The sequence below is a fragment of the Stenotrophomonas sp. GW821-FHT02D01 genome, from assembly GCF_059421765.1.
The window spans coordinates 136,036-156,697 of sequence record NZ_JBWKVP010000003.1 but is presented as its reverse complement, the minus strand read 5'-3'; the positions used below and the strand labels follow the sequence as shown (position 1 = coordinate 156,697).

The 20,662-nt window shown below is 66.8% G+C and carries 20 protein-coding genes; 5 read left to right on the top strand and 15 right to left on the bottom strand.

Annotated features, from left to right (window positions below):
- Positions 1-269: 269 nt before the first annotated feature.
- The gene (gene proP / locus AC07UW_RS08175) at positions 270-1,757 is read left to right on the top strand and encodes a glycine betaine/L-proline transporter ProP (RefSeq protein WP_495211807.1); all 1,488 of its coding nucleotides are present in this window, start codon (positions 270-272) and stop codon (positions 1,755-1,757) included.
- A 49-nt stretch (positions 1,758-1,806) separates the two neighbouring features.
- On the opposite strand, the gene AC07UW_RS08170 is transcribed toward proP, so the two are convergent.
- The 10 genes from AC07UW_RS08170 to AC07UW_RS08125 all read right to left on the bottom strand — a co-directional run bounded on the left by AC07UW_RS08170 (position 1,807) and on the right by AC07UW_RS08125 (position 12,529).
- Complete coding sequence (locus AC07UW_RS08170; protein WP_495211806.1) at positions 1,807-2,406, bottom strand: hypothetical protein; 600 nt, start codon at positions 2,404-2,406, stop codon at positions 1,807-1,809.
- Between the two features lie 67 nt (positions 2,407-2,473).
- The gene (locus tag AC07UW_RS08165; RefSeq protein ID WP_495211805.1) at positions 2,474-3,094 is read right to left on the bottom strand and encodes a hypothetical protein; all 621 of its coding nucleotides are present in this window, start codon (positions 3,092-3,094) and stop codon (positions 2,474-2,476) included.
- A 35-nt stretch (positions 3,095-3,129) separates the two neighbouring features.
- A complete protein-coding gene (locus AC07UW_RS08160; protein WP_099842614.1) occupies positions 3,130-3,783 on the bottom strand; it encodes an ATPase in 654 nt (217 codons plus the stop codon).
- A 3-nt stretch (positions 3,784-3,786) separates the two neighbouring features.
- The gene (locus AC07UW_RS08155; RefSeq protein WP_025874396.1) at positions 3,787-4,128 is read right to left on the bottom strand and encodes a type II toxin-antitoxin system prevent-host-death family antitoxin; all 342 of its coding nucleotides are present in this window, start codon (positions 4,126-4,128) and stop codon (positions 3,787-3,789) included.
- 96 nt (positions 4,129-4,224) lie between these two features.
- Complete coding sequence (locus tag AC07UW_RS08150; RefSeq protein ID WP_495211804.1) at positions 4,225-5,685, bottom strand: surface lipoprotein assembly modifier; 1,461 nt, start codon at positions 5,683-5,685, stop codon at positions 4,225-4,227.
- A gap of 90 nt (positions 5,686-5,775) precedes the next feature.
- Positions 5,776-6,540 (bottom strand): Slam-dependent surface lipoprotein, encoded by a 765-nt coding sequence (locus tag AC07UW_RS08145; protein WP_025874394.1) that lies wholly within the window; start codon positions 6,538-6,540, stop codon positions 5,776-5,778.
- A gap of 56 nt (positions 6,541-6,596) precedes the next feature.
- Positions 6,597-9,707 carry a TonB-dependent receptor gene (locus AC07UW_RS08140; protein WP_495211803.1) on the bottom strand — a complete coding sequence of 1,037 codons (3,111 nt, stop codon included), beginning with the start codon at positions 9,705-9,707 and terminating at the stop codon, positions 6,597-6,599.
- A gap of 233 nt (positions 9,708-9,940) precedes the next feature.
- A complete protein-coding gene (locus AC07UW_RS08135; protein ID WP_336028839.1) occupies positions 9,941-10,894 on the bottom strand; it encodes a FecR family protein in 954 nt (317 codons plus the stop codon).
- An 82-nt stretch (positions 10,895-10,976) separates the two neighbouring features.
- Positions 10,977-11,480 (bottom strand): RNA polymerase sigma factor, encoded by a 504-nt coding sequence (locus AC07UW_RS08130; protein ID WP_099784331.1) that lies wholly within the window; start codon positions 11,478-11,480, stop codon positions 10,977-10,979.
- A gap of 122 nt (positions 11,481-11,602) precedes the next feature.
- The gene (locus AC07UW_RS08125; protein WP_313248237.1) at positions 11,603-12,529 is read right to left on the bottom strand and encodes a LysR family transcriptional regulator; all 927 of its coding nucleotides are present in this window, start codon (positions 12,527-12,529) and stop codon (positions 11,603-11,605) included.
- 150 nt (positions 12,530-12,679) lie between these two features.
- On the opposite strand from AC07UW_RS08125, the gene AC07UW_RS08120 reads away from it, so the two are divergent.
- From AC07UW_RS08120 to AC07UW_RS08105, 4 genes are all read left to right on the top strand, one after another.
- A complete protein-coding gene (locus AC07UW_RS08120) occupies positions 12,680-13,546 on the top strand; it encodes a pirin family protein (RefSeq protein WP_134832649.1) in 867 nt (288 codons plus the stop codon).
- 68 nt (positions 13,547-13,614) lie between these two features.
- The gene (locus AC07UW_RS08115; protein WP_313248232.1) at positions 13,615-14,295 is read left to right on the top strand and encodes a hydrolase; all 681 of its coding nucleotides are present in this window, start codon (positions 13,615-13,617) and stop codon (positions 14,293-14,295) included.
- 81 nt (positions 14,296-14,376) lie between these two features.
- A complete protein-coding gene (locus AC07UW_RS08110) occupies positions 14,377-15,018 on the top strand; it encodes a hydrolase (RefSeq protein WP_336028847.1) in 642 nt (213 codons plus the stop codon).
- A gap of 80 nt (positions 15,019-15,098) precedes the next feature.
- A complete protein-coding gene (locus AC07UW_RS08105; RefSeq protein WP_025874386.1) occupies positions 15,099-15,497 on the top strand; it encodes an OsmC family protein in 399 nt (132 codons plus the stop codon).
- Between the two features lie 34 nt (positions 15,498-15,531).
- Here the strand turns inward: AC07UW_RS08105 and AC07UW_RS08100 are convergent, their stop codons facing one another.
- From AC07UW_RS08100 to AC07UW_RS08080, 5 genes are all read right to left on the bottom strand, one after another.
- Positions 15,532-15,861 carry a hypothetical protein gene (locus AC07UW_RS08100; RefSeq protein WP_093818477.1) on the bottom strand — a complete coding sequence of 110 codons (330 nt, stop codon included), beginning with the start codon at positions 15,859-15,861 and terminating at the stop codon, positions 15,532-15,534.
- A gap of 96 nt (positions 15,862-15,957) precedes the next feature.
- Positions 15,958-17,697 carry a putative porin gene (locus AC07UW_RS08095; protein WP_495211802.1) on the bottom strand — a complete coding sequence of 580 codons (1,740 nt, stop codon included), beginning with the start codon at positions 17,695-17,697 and terminating at the stop codon, positions 15,958-15,960.
- Positions 17,698-17,739: 42 nt separating this feature from the next.
- The gene (gene tolA / locus AC07UW_RS08090) at positions 17,740-18,438 is read right to left on the bottom strand and encodes a cell envelope integrity protein TolA (RefSeq protein WP_312308927.1); all 699 of its coding nucleotides are present in this window, start codon (positions 18,436-18,438) and stop codon (positions 17,740-17,742) included.
- 3 nt (positions 18,439-18,441) lie between these two features.
- Positions 18,442-18,855 (bottom strand): ExbD/TolR family protein, encoded by a 414-nt coding sequence (locus AC07UW_RS08085; RefSeq protein ID WP_230110066.1) that lies wholly within the window; start codon positions 18,853-18,855, stop codon positions 18,442-18,444.
- 10 nt (positions 18,856-18,865) lie between these two features.
- Positions 18,866-20,650 carry a DUF2341 domain-containing protein gene (locus tag AC07UW_RS08080; protein ID WP_495211801.1) on the bottom strand — a complete coding sequence of 595 codons (1,785 nt, stop codon included), beginning with the start codon at positions 20,648-20,650 and terminating at the stop codon, positions 18,866-18,868.
- Positions 20,651-20,662: the final 12 nt, after the last annotated feature.

Sequence of the window (20,662 nt, the reverse complement as noted above, 5' to 3'; positions counted from 1 at the left end):
CCTGCCCCGCCTGTTCCCTGCGCCTGCCCCACCCGCGCGTGCGCTGACACGTAATCGGACCCATCCGTTCGTCCAGCATGTCGCTCTGCGTTCTGGCAGCGGGCAATGCATGTTGCGTGCGCGGCGTTTCATCGCACACGCCTTTCGCCCCCTTCCGGGTCTTCCATCCGATGCCCCTGCGCCTGCTGCGCCAGCATCGCCGTTTCCGAATTCCGGGACATTCGTACCGCCCATTCCAACGCCATTTCCATTCTTCCAAGGGAGTCCCCATGCAGGACAACTCCGATGCCCATGCCCATTTCGGCTGGTTCAAACGCCGCCGCCATCTGAAGGTCGACGAGATCACCGTTGTCGACAAACCCATGCTCAAGCGCGCCGTCGGCGCCGCTGCACTGGGCAATGCGATGGAATGGTTCGACTTCGGTGTCTATGGCTATCTTGCCGTCACCATCGGCCAGGTGTTCTTCCCGTCCAGCAACCCCACCGCACAGGTGATCGCCGCGTTCGCCACGTTCACTGTGGCCTTCCTGGTACGCCCGCTGGGCGGCATGGTCTTCGGCCCCCTGGGCGACCGCTACGGGCGCCAGAAGGTACTGGCCTTCACCATGATCATGATGGCACTGGGCACGTTCGCCATCGGCCTGATTCCCTCCTATGAACGCATCGGCATCTGGGCGCCGGTGCTGTTGCTGCTCGCGCGCGTGGTGCAGGGCTTTTCCACCGGCGGCGAGTACGGCGGTGCGGCGACCTTCATCGCCGAGTACTCCACCGACCGCAACCGCGGCCTGATGGGCAGCTGGCTGGAGTTCGGCACGCTGGGCGGCTATATCGCCGGTGCCGGTACGGTGACCGCACTGCACATGCTGTTGAGCAGCGAGCAGATGCTGGACTGGGGCTGGCGCATTCCGTTCCTGGTGGCTGGCCCACTCGGCCTGCTGGGCCTGTACATGCGCATGCGGCTGGAGGAAACGCCAGCGTTCCGCGCGTTCGCCGAAGAGGCCGAGAAGCGCGACCATGAGCGCCCCGGCCTGGTCGACCTGTTCCGCGTGCACGGGCGCCAGCTGATCGTCTGCATGGGCCTGGTGCTGGTGTTCAACGTGACCGACTACATGCTGCTGACCTACATGCCCAGCTACCTGAGCGTGACCATGGGATATGCGGAGAGCAAGGGCCTGCTGCTGATCATCATCGTGATGCTGGTGATGATGCCGTTGAACATCGTGGGTGGCCTTTTCAGCGACAAGCTGGGCCGGCGCCCGATGATCATCGGCGCCTGCATCGCGCTGCTGGTGCTGGCGGTGCCGAGCCTGCTGCTGGTGGGCAGCGGCAACGACTGGCTGATCTTTCTCGGCCTGATGCTGCTGGGCCTGGCGCTGGTGTGCTTCACCAGTTCGATGCCATCCACGCTGCCGGCACTGTTCTATACGCCGGTGCGCTACAGCGCGCTGTCCATTGCGTTCAACGTGTCGGTGTCGTTGTTCGGTGGCACCACGCCGCTGGTGACCGCCTGGCTGGTGGAACACACGGGCGATCCGCTGGTGCCGGCCTACTACCTGATGGGCGCAGCGGTGATCGGCCTGATCACGATGATCTTCGTGAAGGAAACCGCCGGCCTGCCGTTGCGCGGTTCGCCGCCGGCCGTGGGCTGCGACAAGGAGGCGGCTGCGCTGTTGAAGAGCGATGCACCGGTCACGGTGGACCGCGCCCTGCCGCCGTTGCCGGACGTGGCCGAACCGGAACAGGTGACCCCGGCCTGACTGGCCGGGGTGGCGCCAGGCATTGCCTGGCGCTGCCGGGTGCCCAGCGCTAGTCGACGCGGGTCAGCTTGCCCGGGGTCCAGCGCAGGGGCCAGACATAGTCGCCATCTGGCGGGCAGACATGCTTGTAATCCACGACATCGCACGTGCGTGCACCGGCAGCGACCTTGAACGCGACGATGATGTGGTCACCTTCGATCCTGATGGAGTGCACCGCACCAGGAATCTGCTCACCCGCGTCATCGCCGTAGCCTGAAGCGCGGATGGCGGCGAAATCCTCTGCCTCCACCGGCGACAGACTCTTCGGGTTCTCCTGGCCACGCGGGTCGTTCCTGCTCAACGCGGTCATCACCGCTACCACATTGCTCTGCGCGAACGAGCCGCCGGTATAGGTCGATGTGTAGAGGTAGATGACCTCTGCGCGGCCATCACCGTCCAGATCGGCAACGGCGGTCCACACGGGACGGAAATCACTCTCGATGTCATCGCCTGGGATACGCCGCAGCGAAGCTTCGGCTGCGTGGAACGCCTGTACCAGGCTCGGTGGCGATGCCTGCGATGCCGCAGATGCCGGGCCACCGCCCACCAGCGCGCAAAGCGCCAATGCGGAAGGCAGCAGGACGGGATGAAAAAATGCAGGTCCGTGCATGGCGTTCTCCTTGGTGATTCGTTGCGTGCATACACCTGGCATGGCCTGGCGCTGCCGTTGATGCGGACTAGTCGGCGCGGGTCAACTTGCCCGGGCTCCAGCGATACACCGAGGCATGCTGACCTTCCGGTGGGCAGGCAACCTTGCCACGCACGCACAGCTTCGAACTACGGGTGCTGTTGAAGGTCACGCGGATGCGGTCACCGTCCATGGTGATCGTTTCCATTTCGCCGGGAATGTGCACAACAGCGTCATCGGCGTAGCCCGAGGCGCGGATCAACGCGTAGGTTTCATCGTCATAGGCGGATTTGCCGGGTGACGTGGCCTGGCCTCGTGCATCGCCTTCGGCCAGCGGGGTCATCACCACCAGCTCGTTGAGCTGCATCGCGCTGCCGGTCTGGGTCGCGGTGTAGAGATAGATGATCTCCGGGCGGCCGTCGCCATCGAGGTCGGCATTGCCGGCCCACAGCGGGCGGTAGTCGTACTGGCTGTCGGTGCCCGGGTGCAGGCGCAGCGATGCCTCGGCGGTGCGGCGTGCCTTGTCGTAGCTCATCGGCTCGTTCGGCGCCTCGGCCTTGGCGTCGGCCGGCGTTGCATCCTGTGCCAACAGCGGCGCCGCCACCGTCAATGCCATGGCCGCTACCAGCGCGCGCAGGCCAGTGGCCTGCCAGTGCTTCCGCTCGTACATCCGTGTTCCTCGATCAATGAATCTGCGGGCTCGGATCATCGCACAGGCGGGCCGGCAAGCGGCGTACTGTCGGCATGCAGTTCCATCGCGCGCATGACGATGGGCTTGGCCCAGTCCGGGGTGTGCAGCAGTTCCACCACCGACACCGGATACTGCAGGCCCTGGCGATCCAGCGCCAGCACCGGCAAGGGGGCAACACGTCCGTAGCGATCGGCCGGCGCGCTGTTGTCATACACGTGCAGTTCGGCCAGGTGCGGCATCAATGCCAACAGGTTCTCGCGTGCGGAATCGAAGCGCGCGCGGATCTTGTCCTGCGGGATATCATGGCCACCGGCGGCAACGCGGGCTGCCACGCGGGCAACATGCAGTTCGACGGTGGCCAACCCGCAGAACCAGATCGCCACGTCATGCTGGCTGCAGGCCTCGCGCAACAGGCGCGGAATGGTGTTGCCGCCCAGGGTGGTTTCAAAGGCGAAGTCACTGCCGTCGGCGATCGCCTGGCGCAGTCGTCGTGCGCCCTCCTGCCACGCTTCGGCGTTGGCGTCGGCCAACGGCCAGCCCGCCTCCACCAGGCGCCGGGTGAAGCTGTCCGGGTTGTACCAGCCCAGGCCGTCGGCCTCCAGCCAGGTGCCGAGCAGCGAACTCTTGCCGGCGCCGTTGACGCCGGCCAACGCCAGGATCCGCCCCATGATTCAGAGCGGACGGCCGAGCGCGACCTTGTGGCCGCGGCGGATCGGCTTGCCCATCACCTTGCCCAGCCCCTCACCCTGCTGCAGCCCGGCCAGCGCCTGGTCGAACTCGCTGCGCAGGCGCGACAGCACGTCGCTGCGCTCCTCGCTGTCGCTGCCGCTGGCCCTGGCCAACAGCTCCTGGTAGGTCTTGATGTCCACGATCACCGCCTCGGGGTGATTGTGGTTGGTGATGACCAGCGCCTGCTTCTCGCGCACGGTACGCATCAGGCTGGGCCAGCCACGGGTCTTGACCGAGGATGCCGGGGCCTTGTCGAGGCCGGGCAGGTCGAGCGGGAGGGTCATGGCACGGCTCCAGCGGAAGGATATGCGGCCACTATACCCAATTTGGCCAAATTGGGGATTAATGGACTGCCCCACCCCTCCTGCCCCCCCAACGGCTCAGAACGCCCGCTCCCATTTCACGCTCAGCAGACTGCGGTCGTGGCTGTACAGCCAGTCCACGTTGCTGTCGATGCGTGCGTAACGCAGGCTCAGGCTGGGCACCAGCCCGGCCACGGCCAGGCGCTCGCTGCGCACGATGGCGATCAGGTTCTGCTCGCTGTCCTGCCGACGCGCTTCCAGCAGCGGGCTCCAGGCATCGTAGTCACGCTCTCGCAGCGACACGAACACCGTGGCCGTGGTGCCTCTCCACTGGCGCGCTGCGCCCAGGCGCAGGCCGCGTTGCCGGTAGCCATTGGCGGGATCGGCGGCGCTGCTGTCACTCAGGTCGACCCCGGCAAACACCGTCCAGCGCGGGTTGAGCGCGCGGAACCAGGTGGCATAGATCGCCGCCAGTTCACCGTCGTAGTTGCTGGCCAAGCCCTGCTGTCGATAGCGCTGGCGTTTCCAGTCGGCTTCCAGCTTCAGCAGGCTGCGCGCATCTGCGGCGAACTGCCATTCGCCATGCATGCCGGCACCGCCCTGCAGCGCGTGGTTGCCGAGTCCCTGGTAGTCGTAGCTGGGCGCCAGCAGCAAGGTATGCCGTGCGCTGCGCCAGCTGTAGCCGGCCTGCGCGCTGGCATTGAGCTCGTTGTAGTCGCTGTGCCCACGCCACGCCTGGCCGAACGCCAGCCCGCGCAGGTACAGCCCATGGTGGCCGGCCAACGGCAGGCGCCGTTCCAGGCTGGCGTCGTAGTCCAGGCCGAACGCTGCCTGTGCATCGGGCAACCGGCGTTCGATGAAGCAGGTGGTGCCGTCACCAAACAGGCAGGTGCGGCTGGCCGAACTGCGGTTGACGTTGTCGCTCCAGGCGGGGCCGGCGGCGATGCCACCCTTCCAGCGCTGGCGTGCATGCAGGGCCTGCAGGTAGCCGTCCACCCGCGTACGCACGCCCGCCGTTGCAGGGTCGCCGCCATCGATGCCGGCTGCGATCGCCTCGAACAGGGTGATGGTATCGCGGTCGCGCTGGTCCTCTGCATACACACGCGCCAGTTCCAGCCGCGCCGGCAGGAAGTCCGGCTGCGCGGCGAGCACGGCCTCGTATTCGGCCGCGGCCTTGCCGTGCTGGCCACCCACGCGCGCCAGCGCACCCTGCGCGTAGTGGCGCAGCAGCGGATCGTGGCCAGGCAGTTCGATGTACTCGGCAAGGAAGGCGGCCGCGGCCTGCCATTGCTGGTGCTGCAGCGCGAGATAGAGCGCCTGGCCGAGGTCGTCGACAGTGCGCTCCACGCGGTACTGCTGGCCGTCGAGGGTGATGGTCGGTCGCTCGTGTTCGGCCTGGCGCAGGCGCTGCTGGTCCTGCTGCTGATGACGCAGCTCGCTGCCCTGTTCGAGCACACGGCGCAGGTCTTCCTGCTGGGCGTGGGCAACGTTGAGCGGCCATGCCAGCAGCAGGACGACAAGAAAGAGAAGGTGGCGCATGTTCGATCCGGTTGAAGCACTATCGCGGGCCGAAGCAGGGACTGGCGGATCGCGGCTTGTCCCTGCCCTGCCCCGTCAGGGGCGTGGCGATCAGTTCTTGCTGCCGCCGAAGGCGGTGTCGTACTGGCTGTTGCCGGCGAATGTGGCGATGCCGGCCAGGGTGGCGGCGTTGGCACCGAAGAACTGGCCCTGGGTGCTGCCCGACACCGAGCCGTTGGCCACGGCCGTGCCTGCGAAGGACGCATTGGCGCTGTTGATGGCAGCGTTGACGCCCACGGTCAGGCCGCCACCGGCGATCTGGCCACGCAGGGTGCCGGCACCGAAGTCGGCGCGGAACGCACCGGTCAGCAGGTTGCTGCCGTTGAACTTGTTCAGGCCCGCCACGCTGTAGGTGGCCACGCCTGCCGGCAACGTGGTGCCCGCACGGTCACCAGCGAAATAGACCTGGCGGTTGTTGAAGCCACCGGCGGCGCCATCCTTGGACCATTCACCAAACCAGACATCGCCGCTGCCCACCTTGACGAAGTTGAAGTGACCCATGCCGGCGTGGTTGCCCGGGGTGCCGGTGATCGGCATGGCCAGGGTGCGCACGGTGGTGCCATTGACGGTGGTGGGTGCCGAATAGGCGCTCAGGCCCTGGAAGTCCACGCGGGTGCCACCGGACACGGTGCCGACGCCGATGCCGGCCTTGCCAGCGACGTGCGGGCCACCATTGACCTGCGATTCGCCGACGTTGACGTTCAACTGCGGATCGGTGACGGCGCTGGCGGCGCCGACGATATCGGCAGCGTGGGCGGCACCGGCCAGGGCCAGGCTGGCGGCCACGGTGAGCAGGGAGCGGGAGAACATTTTCATGGAAAAACTCCTTGGATTGAGGGAACTACAGGTACAACGCTTGAATCGGTGAGGCGTCAGAAGCGCGCGGTGACTGCGAGCTTGAGGGTGCGACCGGGCGCCGGCAGCGTGGAGCGCGTGGCCGGGTCGACGTAATAGCGGTTGCCGAGATTGCTGCCGACCAGTTCGACGCTGGCGTGGTCGTTGAAGCGCCAGCGCGCATAGGCATCCACCGTGGTGATGTTTCCCCAGGTGAACGGCACGTTCTGCCACAGCAGGCTGCTGCCGCCGGCCAGCAAGCGGTCGCGGTAAGCCTGCAGGTCCGGGTTGTGGTGACGCCGGTAGTGCACGATGCGGCTGCCCAGTTCCAGCCGCTCGTCGAACAGGCGGGTGCCCAGCGACAGGTTCACCGACAGCTTCGGCACGGCCTGGGTCAGCAGATAGCCACCGACGAAACCGTCCTGCACGCAGTTGGGCACCAGGCCGCGGTTGGCATCCAGCTGTACTGCGGTGCTTTCGTCGCACACTTCGTTTTCAAGGGTGCGGGCGATGCCCAGGTCGCTGAAGAAACGTCGGTTGTCGAAGCGCGCCTGCAGCTCAATGCCGCGCAGGGTCTGCTTGTCGATGTTGTCGAACAGGAAATACGCATCGCGCTCGATCACATCGCGGGTTTTCTGCACGTAGTAGCTGAGCTTTACGTCCGCATCGGCGGTGCCGCCGAACAGCGCAGAGAGGTTGTGCACATAACCCAGCTCGTAGTTGTAAGCGTGTTCGGGCTTGAGCGGATACAGCGGATTGAGGCTGCTGGAAAACGCGATGGTGCTTTCGAACATGCTGGGGAAGCGCTTGGCCTCGGTGTAGCGGGCATACAGGCGCGCAGTAGGTGAGAAATGCACGGTGGCCGAGAACGTGGGCAGCCAGGCATGGTCGCGGCGGCGGCTGTTGTGCGCCTGCACCGCCTGCCCCTGCACGGCGTTCTGCACCCGGCAGGTCTGGTCGGTACCGAGCACCATCGGCAGCAGCCCGGGGATGGCGGCCACCTGGCCGTTGAGGCAGGGGTTGCTGGCTCGCGTGTAATTGCCATCGGCATCCGCTGCCCAGGCGATGCTGTGCTCCACCGGCACCGGCGTTTCGTACTTGCTCAGCAGGTTCTTCAGCAGGTCGTCGACCAGCGAGCCCATGCCGATGCTTTCCCAGAACTCACGCTCCGATTCGATCGCATCGATCTCTCCCTGCAGGCTCGCAGGGCGAGGCGGCAGCTCATTGACCCGGTATCGCGCCTCCTTGCTGCCGACACTGCGGGTCAGCAGCTCCGGATGCGCCTGCAGGAAATCGTCGAACGCCCAGTAGCGGCTGTAGCGCACACCGGCGTTGAGGGTAAGGAACTCGACCGGCCGCCATTCCAGGCTCAGGTAGCCTTCGCCTTCCTGGCGCCGGCCGGCGCGCGGGTACATGCGCCAGCCGTCGGTAACGCCGAAGTACGGATCGCCCGAACGCAGCGTTTCGTACTGCCAGTTGCCACCTACGGTCAGGTCAAGCGTGGAATGCAGGCCGAAGCGGTTGCTCAGGGTCAGGCCGGTACGGTCGTTACGGGCATTGGCCAGCGCGGTGTTGCGCAGGATCGGGCTGCGGCTGGGATCCCAATCGGGGTTGCCCGAGGCGAAGTTGGGGAAGCCACCGGCGGTGTAGGTATCGCTGTTGGTTTCCGTTCGCCACAGGTTGGCGCGCAGGTCGAGCCAACGACTGCCGGCCGGCTGCCAGCGGTATTCCAGGTTCCAGGCATCGGAATCGACCCGGCTGAGCGGCCACTGGATGCGCCCGTAATCCGGTGCGGACAGGATGCGCGAGGGCATGATCTCGCCATAGTGCGAAAGCGTGTGCCGCCAGGTGGCCTTGAGCTGCTGGTCGTCGGTGATCTGCCAGGTGGCCTTCAGCAGCCACGACTCCTGTTCGCTGGACGTATTGGGGACTTCATCACCCGGCTTGAAGTAGCGCGCCAGCGTAGTGATGTAGTCGATGCCCTGGTATTCGTACTGCTCGCGCGGGTCCTGGTCGTAGTACGCACCGCCCTTGCTGCCGGAGAAATAGTTGCCGCGCTTGCGCCACGCGTAGGCCGCCATCACGTTCACCCGCTCACCGCGCCAGCCCAGCGCCAGGCGCCAGGCCTGGTCATCGCCATCGAACGGGTTGTCACCACTGCGCGATTTCACTGGCACCACCAGGGTGCGGTCAGCATAGGGCGAGGCCGGCGACGACTGCGGGAACCCCTCCACCGTGCGGTAGTCCTCGCCGGTGTGCAGCCGTGGCAGGCGCGGCGAGACCGCATTGCTGCTGCCTTCGATCTTCAGCTCCCCGCCGAAGCGCTCGCCGGCCGGCACGATGTCGTCGACGTCGAGGGTCTTGATGACCATCGCTCCGCCGATACCGCTGTGTACATCGCGCACCAACGCTGGCCCCTTGATGACCTGGATGCCACCAATCAGGTTGGGATCGATGTAGTTGCGGTTACTGACGCCGTTGTAGCCCCGCCAGACGGTCAGCGCCTGCTCGCCGCCGTCGATGCTGACCGGCACCCGTCCCGGCCCCTGGATGCCGCGGATGTTGAGGTCCAGCGCGCCGCTGTTGCGGGCATCGCCGCTGAACACACCGACCAGGTCCTTGACCACATCGGCCGGGTTGGCGCCGCGATAGCGCTCCACCCGGTCGCGACCGGAATAGGCCGTGCTCAGGTCGAGCGCGAACACGTCGTCGTATCCCCAACGATCACGTGTTTCGCCGCCGTCGGCCTGCAGGCGTCCGCCCACCTTCAGCGTGTCGGTGACCACCACCCCGCCGTCATCGGCGGCGGCCTGCAGGGTCCAGGTGCCGCCCGGCTCCTGCTGCGCGCGCAGGCCACTGCCCTGCAGCAACTGGTCCAGTGCCTCGGTGGGGCTGTATTGGCCCTGCACTGCGCGCGAGCGCCGCCCTTCCACCAGATCGCTGCGGAACACCACCTGCACCTGCGACTGGCGACCGAAGCTGCGCACTGCGTCGGCCAAGGCTTGTTCGGGAATGGCATACGCGCGCACGGACGCAGTAGCGGCCTGGGCGCGGGCGGTCGGCGCCCAAGCGAAGGGAACCAGTGCCGTGGCGATGGCCAGGGCGAGGACGGTGGCGCGGCGATGACGGGCGGATGCCGGGAACGGCATGAACGGTGACTCCTCAAGGTGGCGGGACCGTGCGCACGTCGGGTGCACGCGGTTCGGTTGGCTTGAGAAGAAACGCGGTTTCGCTCTGGCTATACCATTAGAGACAACGTGGAGCCGGAACTGCCCACGGTTTTTTGTTGATCGTCAGATCATCCACGCATGGCGTGGATCTACCATGCGCCCCAGTAGATCCACGCCATGCGTGGATGAACCCACCCGCTACTCCCGTGGCATCACCACACCAACAACGCGCCGCCAGGCAAGCGCTGGCTGCGCAGACCGGCCTGCTGGGCCACCGCGGCGATGGCTGCATCCGGCTGCTGCAGGTGAAACAACCCGCTCACCGCCACCTGCGCGCCCTGGCCGCGCAGAACCCAGACCGGCGCACGCCGATAGCGGGCAAGGCGCTCGATCGCCTGTTGCGCAGGCAGATCATCAATGACGACCTCGCCGCGTCGCCACGGTGCGATGGCCTCCACATCGGCCAGCTGGAGCGGCTGCAGCCAGCGGCCATCGCGGAACGCGCGTGCCTGCCCGGCCTGCATCCGCTGCGCGGCGACATGACCCGGCCTGATCTCCACTTCGCCCTGGCTGACCTCGGTGGTCACCACGGCATCCTGCAGTGCAACGCTGAAGGCCGTGCCGATGTCACGGATCTCGCCACCGCCGGCCTCCACCCGGAACGGTCGTGCTTCGTGCGCCACCTGGAACCAGGCCCTGCCACGCAGCAGCTGCAGGCGGCGCTGGCCGGCGCTGAAATCAAGCGCCAGCGCACTGCCTGCATCCAATATGGCAGTGCTGCCATCCTGCAGCTGCACCGTGCGCGGCGCGTTGTCGCTGCGCACATCGCTGTGGACGAGCAGCCATGCGTGCGGCGCCACCGTCACCGAAAGCAGCAGCACCGCCGCACTGGCCAGCAGCCAAGGCAGTCGACGCCGCGGCTGCAGAGGCCGCAGAGCGGGTTCGGCTGTCAGCTCCGGAAGCGCAGCCAGAACATCCGGGCCGGCGGCATCCAGGCCCTGCCAGAAGGCCTGTTGCTGGCGCCAGGCATCGGCATGCCGGGGATCGGCCTGCAGCCAGCGTTGCAGGGCGCGTTGCTGGCGCTCCGGCAACCGGCCCGCATTGCACCGTATCACCCAGCGCAACGCCTGCCTGGCCTGACGCGGCGAGGGTATGGACGTAGTCATGATTGTGGCCCGCGGCACCACCAACGGGTGCGCCTTACAGTTGAGACAACGGCGAGCGGCATCTGCCCACAGCACATGCCGGTCATGCCCGGCTTCCCCGCTGGTGCTGCTGGATGAGCAGGGCCGCGCGCAGCACGTACTTGCCCACCACGCTCTTGGAAATACCCAGGCGCTCGGCGATCTCGCGTTCGCTCAACCCCAGGTAGCGGTTGAGCACGAAGCACTCGCGCACCTGCGGCGGCAGCGCCAGGATGGTCTGGCTGATCTCGCGCAGCTGGGCCTGGTCCAGCGCCTGCGCCTGGCCATCAGTGCTGGCATCTGCCAGGTCGCTGGCGTACTCCGCCATCGCCCGCCGTTCGCGCGCGTCGGCCTGGCTGCGGTTGAGCGCGTGGTGGTAGGCCATGCGGTACAGATAGCCACGCGGTTCCAGGATCGGCGGGTCGCCGGGCACGCTGCTGGCCTTCAGATAAAGGTTCTGCAGGGTGTCCTCGGTACTGGCCGGATCGAGGTAGCGGGCAATGAAGCGGGACAACGCACGGCGCTCGCGGATCAACAGCTCGATCAGCGCCAGGGCATTGGGAGACATAAGTGCCAAGGCCGGACCGGGGAATGATGGGCGTGATGGCGACGGTCCGGACCGGGAGTGTAGGCGGCAACCGCCGATCCTGCACCCCCGGTCATCCGCCACGCTGCACGCACGGCCTGGATCTACGGCTCTTCCAGCGCCTCGAAACGCGAGGCCAGATAGTCGATCAACGCGCGCACCGCCGGCAGCAGGCCGCGCCGCGACGGGAACACCGCATGCACGATGCCGTGCCTGGGCTGCCACTGCGGCAGGATCGGCACCAGCGCGCCGCTGGCCAGTTCGTCGGTGATCATCATCCGCGGCAGCATCAGCACGCCGACACCGGCCACCGCCGCACTGCGCAGGGCGATCATGTCATCGCTGACCAGCCGCGGGCGGTGGTGCACGCTGGCCTGCACCTGCTCCGGCCCGGCGTACTCCCAGGCATGCACCTGGGCGGGCGATGCCAGGTCCACGGTTGGCATCATCGCCAGATCAGCCGGCACTTTCGGCGTACCCATGCGCTTGAGCAAGGCCGGGCTGGCAGCGGTGCACCAGATGCGGCGGGCCAGCACGCGCACCACCAGATCGCTGTCCTCCAACGGTGGCGGGCGCACGCGGATGGCCACATCCACGCCCTCGCCCACCACGTCCACGCGCCGGTTGGTGGCATCCAGCTGCAGGGTCACCTGCGGATGCAGGGCCAGGAAGTCAGCCAGCATGGCACCAATGCGCGCGTGCAGCAGTGCGATCGGACAGGCCAGCCGCAGGGTGCCGCGTGGCTCTGCGCGTGACAGGGCGATGGCCTCCTCGGCCGCTTCGGCCTCCACCAGCATCGCCTTGCAGTGGCGGTAGTAGTCCTGGCCGATCTCGGTGACCGAGAAGCGGCGGGTGGAACGTTGGATCAGGCGGACACCCAGCCGTTCCTCCAGCAGGGCGATGCGGCGGCTGAGCTTGGACTTGGGCATGGCCAGTGCGCGCCCTGCCTGCGAGAAGCCGCCATGCTCGACCACCATGGCGAAGTAGAACAGGTCGTTCAGATCGCAGCGGCGGATGTCGGCGATGAACACGGGACGATCTCCTGCGGCCCCTACTGGGCCTGCATCGTTCACGAAATAGGACTATGACGGCAAATTCTGCAGACTACCGGGACCATTGTCACGCCGATATCGTCTCCGCAACGAAAAACAGCGACCGGTTGCTCCGGTCAGGAGATCGCCATGAAGCGTGTCACCGGTACCTACAGCGCCCCCCGCCCGCACTGGGTGGGCGACGGCTTCCCCGCCCGCTCGATGTTCTCCTACAACACCCACGGCCAGCACCTGAGCCCGTTCCTGCTGCTGGACTACGCCGGGCCGTACAGTTTCCCGCCCAGCGAGACCCCGCGCGGGGTCGGCCAGCATCCGCATCGCGGCTTCGAGACGGTCACCATCGTCTACGAAGGCGAAGTGGCCCATCGCGACTCGACTGGTGCCGGCGGCACCATCGGCCCGGGTGACGTGCAGTGGATGACCGCTGCCTCCGGCATCCTCCATGAGGAATTCCACACGCCGGAATTCAGCAAGCGCGGCGGCACCCTGGACATGGTGCAGCTGTGGGTGAACCTGCCCGCCAAGGACAAGATGGGCGCACCGGGCTACCAGACCCTGCTCGATGCGCAGATTCCTTCAGTGGCCTTGCCCGACGGTGCCGGCCGCGTACGCGTCATCGCAGGGACATTCGATGGCCATGCCGGCCCGGCCCGCACGCATACCCCGATGGACGTGTGGGACATCCGCCTGCTGCAGGGCCAGCACGCCGAGCTGCCGGTGGCCGACGGCCGCACCCTGGCGCTGGTGGTGCTGAAGGGCACGGTGCGGATCAACGGTGGCCAGGCAGTCGGCGAAGCACAGCTGGTGACCTTCGACCGCAGCGGCGAAGACGTGTTCATCGACGCCGACAGCGACGCCACCGTGCTGCTGCTCAGCGGCGAACCGATCGACGAGCCGGTGGTGGGCTATGGCCCGTTCGTGATGAACACCCAGGCCGAGATCAGCCAGGCCGTCAACGATTTCAACGGCGGCCGCTTCGGCCAGATCGCGCACTGATCCACTGCATTGCGGCGGGCAACCGCCCGCCGCTTTCCTGGCCTTCGCCCCTCCCCAGGAGACTGACCATGAGTACCCCCGCCAACTTCAACGGCGCCCGCCCGGTGATCGACCCGGACAACGCCGCGATGCTGCTGATCGACCACCAGAGTGGCCTGTTCCAGACCATCGGCGACATGCCGTTCACTTCGGTACGCGCGCACGCCACCGCCCTGGCGAAGATGGCCACGTTGGCGAAGATGCCGGTGATCACCACCGCGTCGGTGCCGCAGGGGCCGAACGGCCCGCTGATCCCGGAGATCCATGACGCCGCACCACATGCGCAGTACGTGGCGCGCCGCGGCGAGATCAACGCGTGGGACAACGCCGAGTTCGTCGCCGCGGTGAAGGCCACCGGCCGCAGGCAGCTGATCATCGCCGGCACCATCACCAGCGTCTGCATGGCCTTCCCCTCGATTGCCGCCGTCGCCGACGGCTACCAGGTGTTCGCGGTGGTCGACGCCTCCGGCACCTATTCGAAGATGGCCGAGGAAATCACCCTGGCGCGCGTGGTGCAGGCCGGTGTGGTGCCGATGGACACCGCTGCGGTCGCCTCGGAAATCCAGCGCACCTGGAACCGCGAGGACGCCCAGCAGTGGGCAGAGGTCTACACGCAGATCTTCCCCAACTACCAGCTGCTGATCGAGAGCTACCAGAAAGCGCAGGACGTGCAGAAGAACCATGAGCAGCTGGATTCCCAGCGTAGCTGAGCCCGCTGCATCCACGGCGATTTCCGCCTGCCGGCACGCCGCCGGCTCCACCGCAAGCCAACCCCGACCAGGACACCCCCCATGGCCAGTGAACCGATCCGCGACCCCGTCAGCGACCACCTGCTGACCCCGCAGAATTCCGCCTTCATCATCATCGACTACCAGCCGGTACAGGTGAACTCCATTGCCTCGATGGACCGCCAGCTGCTGGTCAACAACATCGTCGGCAGTGCCAAGGCGGCGGTCGCCTACGGCCTGCCGATCGTGCATTCGACCGTGAACGTGCAGACCGGCCTGAACAAGCCGCCGATCGCGCAGCTGCGCAAGGTGCTGGGCGACTACCCGACCTACGACCGCACCACCATCAACTCCTGGGAAGATGTCGAGTTCCGCAAGGCGGTGGAGGCCACCGGCCGCAGGAAACTGATCATGACCGCGCTGTGGACCGAAGCCTGTCTGACCTTCCCCGCGCTGGATGCACTGAAGGAAGGCTATGAGGTCTACGTGGTGGTCGATGCGGTGGGCGGCACGTCGCTGGCCGCGCATGATGCCGCGCTGCGCCGCATCGAACAGGCTGGCGGCCAGTTGATCAGCGTGACGCAGCTGTTCTGCGAACTGCAGCGCGACTGGATGCGGGCGGAGACCGTGCCGGCCTTCATGAATCTCTTCATCGAAACCGGTGGCACGGCCGGCATCCAGTTCTCGTACGATCGTAGCGAGTGATTCCTTGGCGGCTCCGGCTCCGGCTGGCGCCGCCTTTTCCTGCAACCGAGCATGGCTCGGCCCTACAACCGGGGATTCCCATGGCCTACGCACGCATTGTTTCGACCGCCGACAACTACCTGCACCACATCAGCAACGGCCACTTCGATGTCGCGGCCGATGAACCCGCTTCACTCGGCGGCCAGGGCAAGGGCTTCGCCCCGTTCGACCTGTACCTGGCCTCGCTGGCCGCGTGTACCGCCATCACCCTGCGCATGTACGCCCAGCGCAAGGGCTGGGAGCTGGGCGAGTTCCACGCCGAGCTGCGTTCCGAACGTGATGCGGATGGACGCTTCCATGTGCACCGCGTGCTGCATGCCACCGCCGAGCTGAGTGATGCGCAGTGGCAGCGCCTGCTGGAGGTGGTGGAGAAGACCCCGGTGACGCTGGTGATGCGCGAGGGTGCACGGATCACCAGCGAGCGCGGGGCGGCAGCATAAGCGCATCCACGCATGGCGTGGATCTACTGGCCCCTCAACGCCTTGAATGCAGCACGGTGCGCTGGCGCATGGCGTTGAACTCCTGTTCGACCTGCTGGATGTCTTCGATCTGGAAGCCGGCGGCATCGAGCAGCTGATCGGCCGCGGCGGCAGCCAGCGGATCATCCTCGCGCTGGCGCCAGCAGCGTGCCGGCAGGAAATAGCCAACCTCGCTGCGCCCGCGCATGATGACGACCGGCCGCCCTGCATACAGCAGGAATTCGGCCAGGTGCTGGCGCAACCCCTCCACCGAGACATAGGCCGGCCCAATGCCCAGTGCCTGCGCGGCGGGCTCGGAACTCTCGAACAGTTTGCGACGACTCATCCACTCCTCCTTTGTGCAACGCGTGGTCTCCTTTCCTAGACGGGCGCATTGCCGCGCCCCCGCCACACGTGTCGTGACTGTGGTCACGCTGTCCGATCAGAAACCGGTATTGAACTCCAGCTGGAACACATCGATCGACAACGGCGGGCCCGACACTTCCTTGGCCGCCATCCACTTGCCGCTGATCCAGCTGCGCGCGTCCAGCGCATAGGCGCCGCCCACGTAGTAGCCGCGCGCATTGGTGCCGCCCAGGTGGAAGTTCGGATCGTTGTAGGCATCGGGCAGTGCATCGGCCTCGATCCGCTTGTAGCCCAGCAGGGCCTGCCACTGGCCCTTCTCCTTCAGCTCGGTGGCGCCGAAGGTGGCTTGCAGCATCCAGGCGGTGTCGCCGCTGCGGAAGGTGTCGATGCTGGCACTGCCACCGGCACCGTAGTTGTTGACGATGCCGTTGTTGGCCCGCGCGAACATGGCCTGCTTGTCATAGGCCAGATTGCGGATGTAGTCCGCATCCAGGCGCATGCCGATGTCCTGCGCAAGCTGTGTATCCCAGCGCAGGTTGAAGGTCGCCAGGCGGAAGGCAGAAGCCAGGCCCACGTACTGCGGCGTGGGCGTGTTGGCCGGATCCAGCGGGTTGCGGGCGATGTCGCGGATCAGCATCAGGGTGTTGCCCTTCTGCATGAATGCCGGCCGCGACCAGTCGGTATCGCAACCGACCGCGCCGGCATACAGCGCGCACGGGGACGACAGACGACCGCTGATGTTCTTGAAATCGTAGTAGCCCAGTGCCGCGCGCAGGCTGTTGTCATCGTTGAAGCGCCAGTTCACCCCCACCTGCGCACCGGACAGCCACTTGTTCTCGTTGGGCGTCTTCACCCGGCTCTGGCTGGGCGCGCTGTCGGAGGTGTACTCCAACGGCACCACCGCCAGGTTGCCGAACAGGCCGACGTCCTCGGCGAGGTCGTACCTGAGATTGGCCGCCAGGCCGTCGAAGTTCAGATCGTTGGAGAACAGGGTGTCGCTGGTCCAGAACGGATTGCCGAAGCGTCCGCCGCGCACCGTCACCCAGTCGGACGGGCTGTAGGCCAGCCATGCCTGATCCAGCCACACGTCCTTCTTGCCCAGGCCACCGCCAAGCTGTTCGGTGGTGGACACCGGCCCGTTGCTGCTGCCGCTGGCAAGGCGCACGCCTGCGGTGGTGTGCTGGCCGATCATCGCTTCGATGCCCAGCCGTGCGCGGATGCGCCACAGGTTGCGGCGGTCCTGGCGGGTGTTGAGCAGCGGCGGCAGCTGCAGGTTGGTGTTGTTGTTGGTATCGAAGCCGTTGCCGGCGTTCACCGAGGCCCAGTTGGTCTCGATGTCGCTGTTGCGCTCGGAGTAGAAGCGCGATTCGCTGCGCACACGCATGTCACCGCTGACCTTGATGCGCTTGGTCCACTCGGCCACCTCGTTCGGCGCGGCCCAGCCCTCGGCTTTGGCCTGCGCCATCACGTCCTGGCGTACCTCATCACGGATTCCATCGCGCACGCTCTGCGGCACGTACGGCACGCGCACATCACCGGCCTCCAGCGCCACCCCGCCGCTGCTGCCTGTGCTGCCGGCGGTGCCGCGTTGCGCAGCCGCCGCTTCTGCTTCGGCCTGCACCAGCAGGGCCTGGCCGTCTTCGGGCTTGAGCGCGCCACTGGCGATCAATCCCTTGATCAACTTGACCATGGTGGTTTCGGCCGCCATCGCACTGGCCGGAACGGTCAGGCTGAGCAGTACGGCGCAGCACAGCAGCGCCCGTCGGGCCGGCCGTGGGCGGCGGGATGCGGTTCGAGCGCGGTCGTGGTCGTTCATCACGGTTCTCATCGAAAGAAGGGAAATCACGGAATTCATCGGTCACGCGCCGGGACGGCGCCCTTGGATCAGCACGCGCGCGGGGAAATCCAGCGACGCCGGTGGCATCTGGTCGACCTTGCCGATCTGTCGCAGTGCTTCAAGCACGGCCACGTCGGCCTCTTCGTTGCCGCTGCCACGCACCAGCTCGACCTTCTCCAGCCGGCCATCGGGCGCCAGCCAGACATTGACCTGCAGCTGGAACGCCAGGCGCTTGACCCGCGCATCGCGCGAAATCGCCTGCTGCATCAGATAGCCCAGGTAGCGGCCATAGCTGGCGTTGCCGGCACCGCCACGGCCAACGCCGGACGAGCCACCGCCGCTGCCCGACTGGATGCCGAAGTTGTCACCGCCGGCCTGCGCATCGGCGTCCATGGTCACCGGGTCGGCATTGTCCGGCGTCGGCGTCGGTTCTTCGGCCGGCGTTGGCTGCTCCAGCGGCTCCGGCTCGGGCACGGTCTCTTCCGGTGGCGTCTCCGGCTCAGGCGGCTTTTCCGGTGGTGGTGGAGGCGGCGGCGGTGGTGGCAACGCCAGCATCGGCGGTTGCACCACCGGCCGGCGGGTGCTGGCGGTGTCCTTGAACAGCAGCCACCACACGGCAACACCCAGTACCAGCAGCGCCGCCAGCACCAGCGCGATCGTCACCAGCAACTGGCGTCCGCGCGTACCGGGCTCCTGCAGGGGTGGTCGATGACCGGCCATGCCTCAGCCCTGCGCCTTGCCGGTGACCAGGCCGACCTGGGCCAGCTCCAGCCGGCGCAGCAGATCCAGCACCTCGACCACGCGCGCGTACTGCACCTGCGCATCACCGCGCACGATCACCGGGAAATCCGGCGAGGTTGCCCGTTCGGTACGCAGGCGGTCCTCCAGCTCGGCCATCGTCACCGGGTACGCATCCAGGAACACCTGGCCGCTGGGGTCGATGGTGATCGCCTTGGTCTTGGGCTTCTCCAGTGCCGTGCTGTTGCTGGCCTTCGGTAGATTGACCTCGATGCCGGGAATGGAGGCGTTGCTGGTCAGGATGAAGATCACCAGCACCACCAGCAGCACGTCGACGAAGGGCGTCACGTTGATGCCCTTCTCGCGCTTTTTGACGCCAAACTTCGCCTTGTAGGCCATGGCAGGCCCCTCAGCCCTGGACCGCGGCCGGGCCGCGCCCGTCCTGCTCTTCGGCCAGGCGGGCGGCGAACTCGTCGATGAACACCGCCATGTCGGCGCCGATCGCTTCGGCGCGTGCGCCCAGCCAGTTGTAGCCGAACAGCGCAGGAATCGCGACGCCCAGGCCGGCGGCGGTACACAGCAGCGCTGCCGCCATGCCCGGGGCCACCGAGTTGATGTCCACCGCACCGGCCATCGCCGCCACCACGAACACCAGCATGATGCCGATCACGGTGCCGAACAGACCGACATACGGTGCGCCCTCGATGGTGGTCGACAGCCAGTTCATGCGCCTCGCCATCGCCTCCTGTTCGCGCACCATCACCGCATCCATCGACGCGCGGATGGCGGCGATGGTGGCCGCGCTCAGGTAGCCGGAGTTGCCATCGCGCTGATGACGCTGCTGCATCTCATCGATGGCCACCTGGTAGATGCGCCACAGCGAGCCGTCGTGCATCGCCGTCGGTACCTTGCCCTGCCGGTCCATCTCGGACAACGTGCGCAGCGGCACGCCGGAGAGCTTGCTGAAGCTCTCGGTGAACACCGCATTGGCCTTGCTGGTGCGGCCGAAATGACGGCTCTTGGCGATCATGATCGCCCAGGACAACAGCATCATCAGGCCGAGGATGGCGACCACCACCCAGGCATCGAACGGCATCGCCTTGAGGATGAAGGCGAAGTGGCTCTGCCCGGCCGACTGCTCGTCGGCGCCGTAGCTGATCAAGCGCGAATCGGCGCCCTGCGCGGTGGCATCGGCCAGCAGGAGCGCCGCCGGGCGTGCTACGCGTGAGATGCGCAGTTCATCCAGCGCGCCATCGAAGTTGGCCAGCGGTTGCGCCGCGCCCGGCGCATCGGCACCCACCACCGCTGCGGTGGTCAGTGCCGGCAGCTCACGACTGAGCTGGGCCACCACGCGACCGTTCAGATACAGCTGCAGCGAGCCCTTCTCGGCGGTAACCGCAACATGCGCCCACTGCCCTTCCGGAATCGGCTGCGCCGGCGTGCTGCGTTGACCGTTGAGCTGCACGAACGGCACCCGGTTGTCGATACCCACCACCAGCTCGGCGCTGCCGTCGCGGCGCGCATAGATCGCCTGCGCGGTGGTCAGCGCGCCCGGTTTGATCCAGGCAGAAACGGTAAGCGGCGCACCCGCTTCCTGTGCCAGCGACGCGCTGCCCGGCAGCGCCAGCGGGCTGGCGCCCAGCTGCGCGCCACGCCCGATCACCGTACTTTCCGCCGCAGGCACTACCGCACCGGCCGTGTTGCCGTAGGCCGTGGTATCACGCGCCGGCGCGTTGGCTTCGGCAAAGTGGTAGACCAGCGTGTAGTCCGGATCGAACACCTGCTGGCCATTGCCGCTGGCCGGCGCCTTCGCGTTGCCGTAGTACATCCAGATCGTCTGCGGCGCGCTGGCAGTCAGTACCGGAACGTCCACCCAGACCAGGGCCAGGCCCAGGTTCGGGTCGAACTGCTCGATCTGATGGGCCAGCACGGTGCGACCGTCGGCAGAAACGAAACGCAGGTCGTTGCCACCCTCCTGGGTGCCATCAAAGCCGAAGTTGCCGGTATGCAGGCGCAGCAGCAGCGGCGTACGCCCGGGGTTGCCGGTCAACCCCGCGCCCTGTGGGCCTGCGTCGACGGTGATCGGCTTGCGGTACTTCCATTCGGCCTGCCACCAGTTGGCATCGGCCGCGGCGGCGGGCAGCGCGATCAGCGCAGCCAACAGCAGCAACATTCGGGAAAGCAGACGGTCCATGCAAAAGGTCTC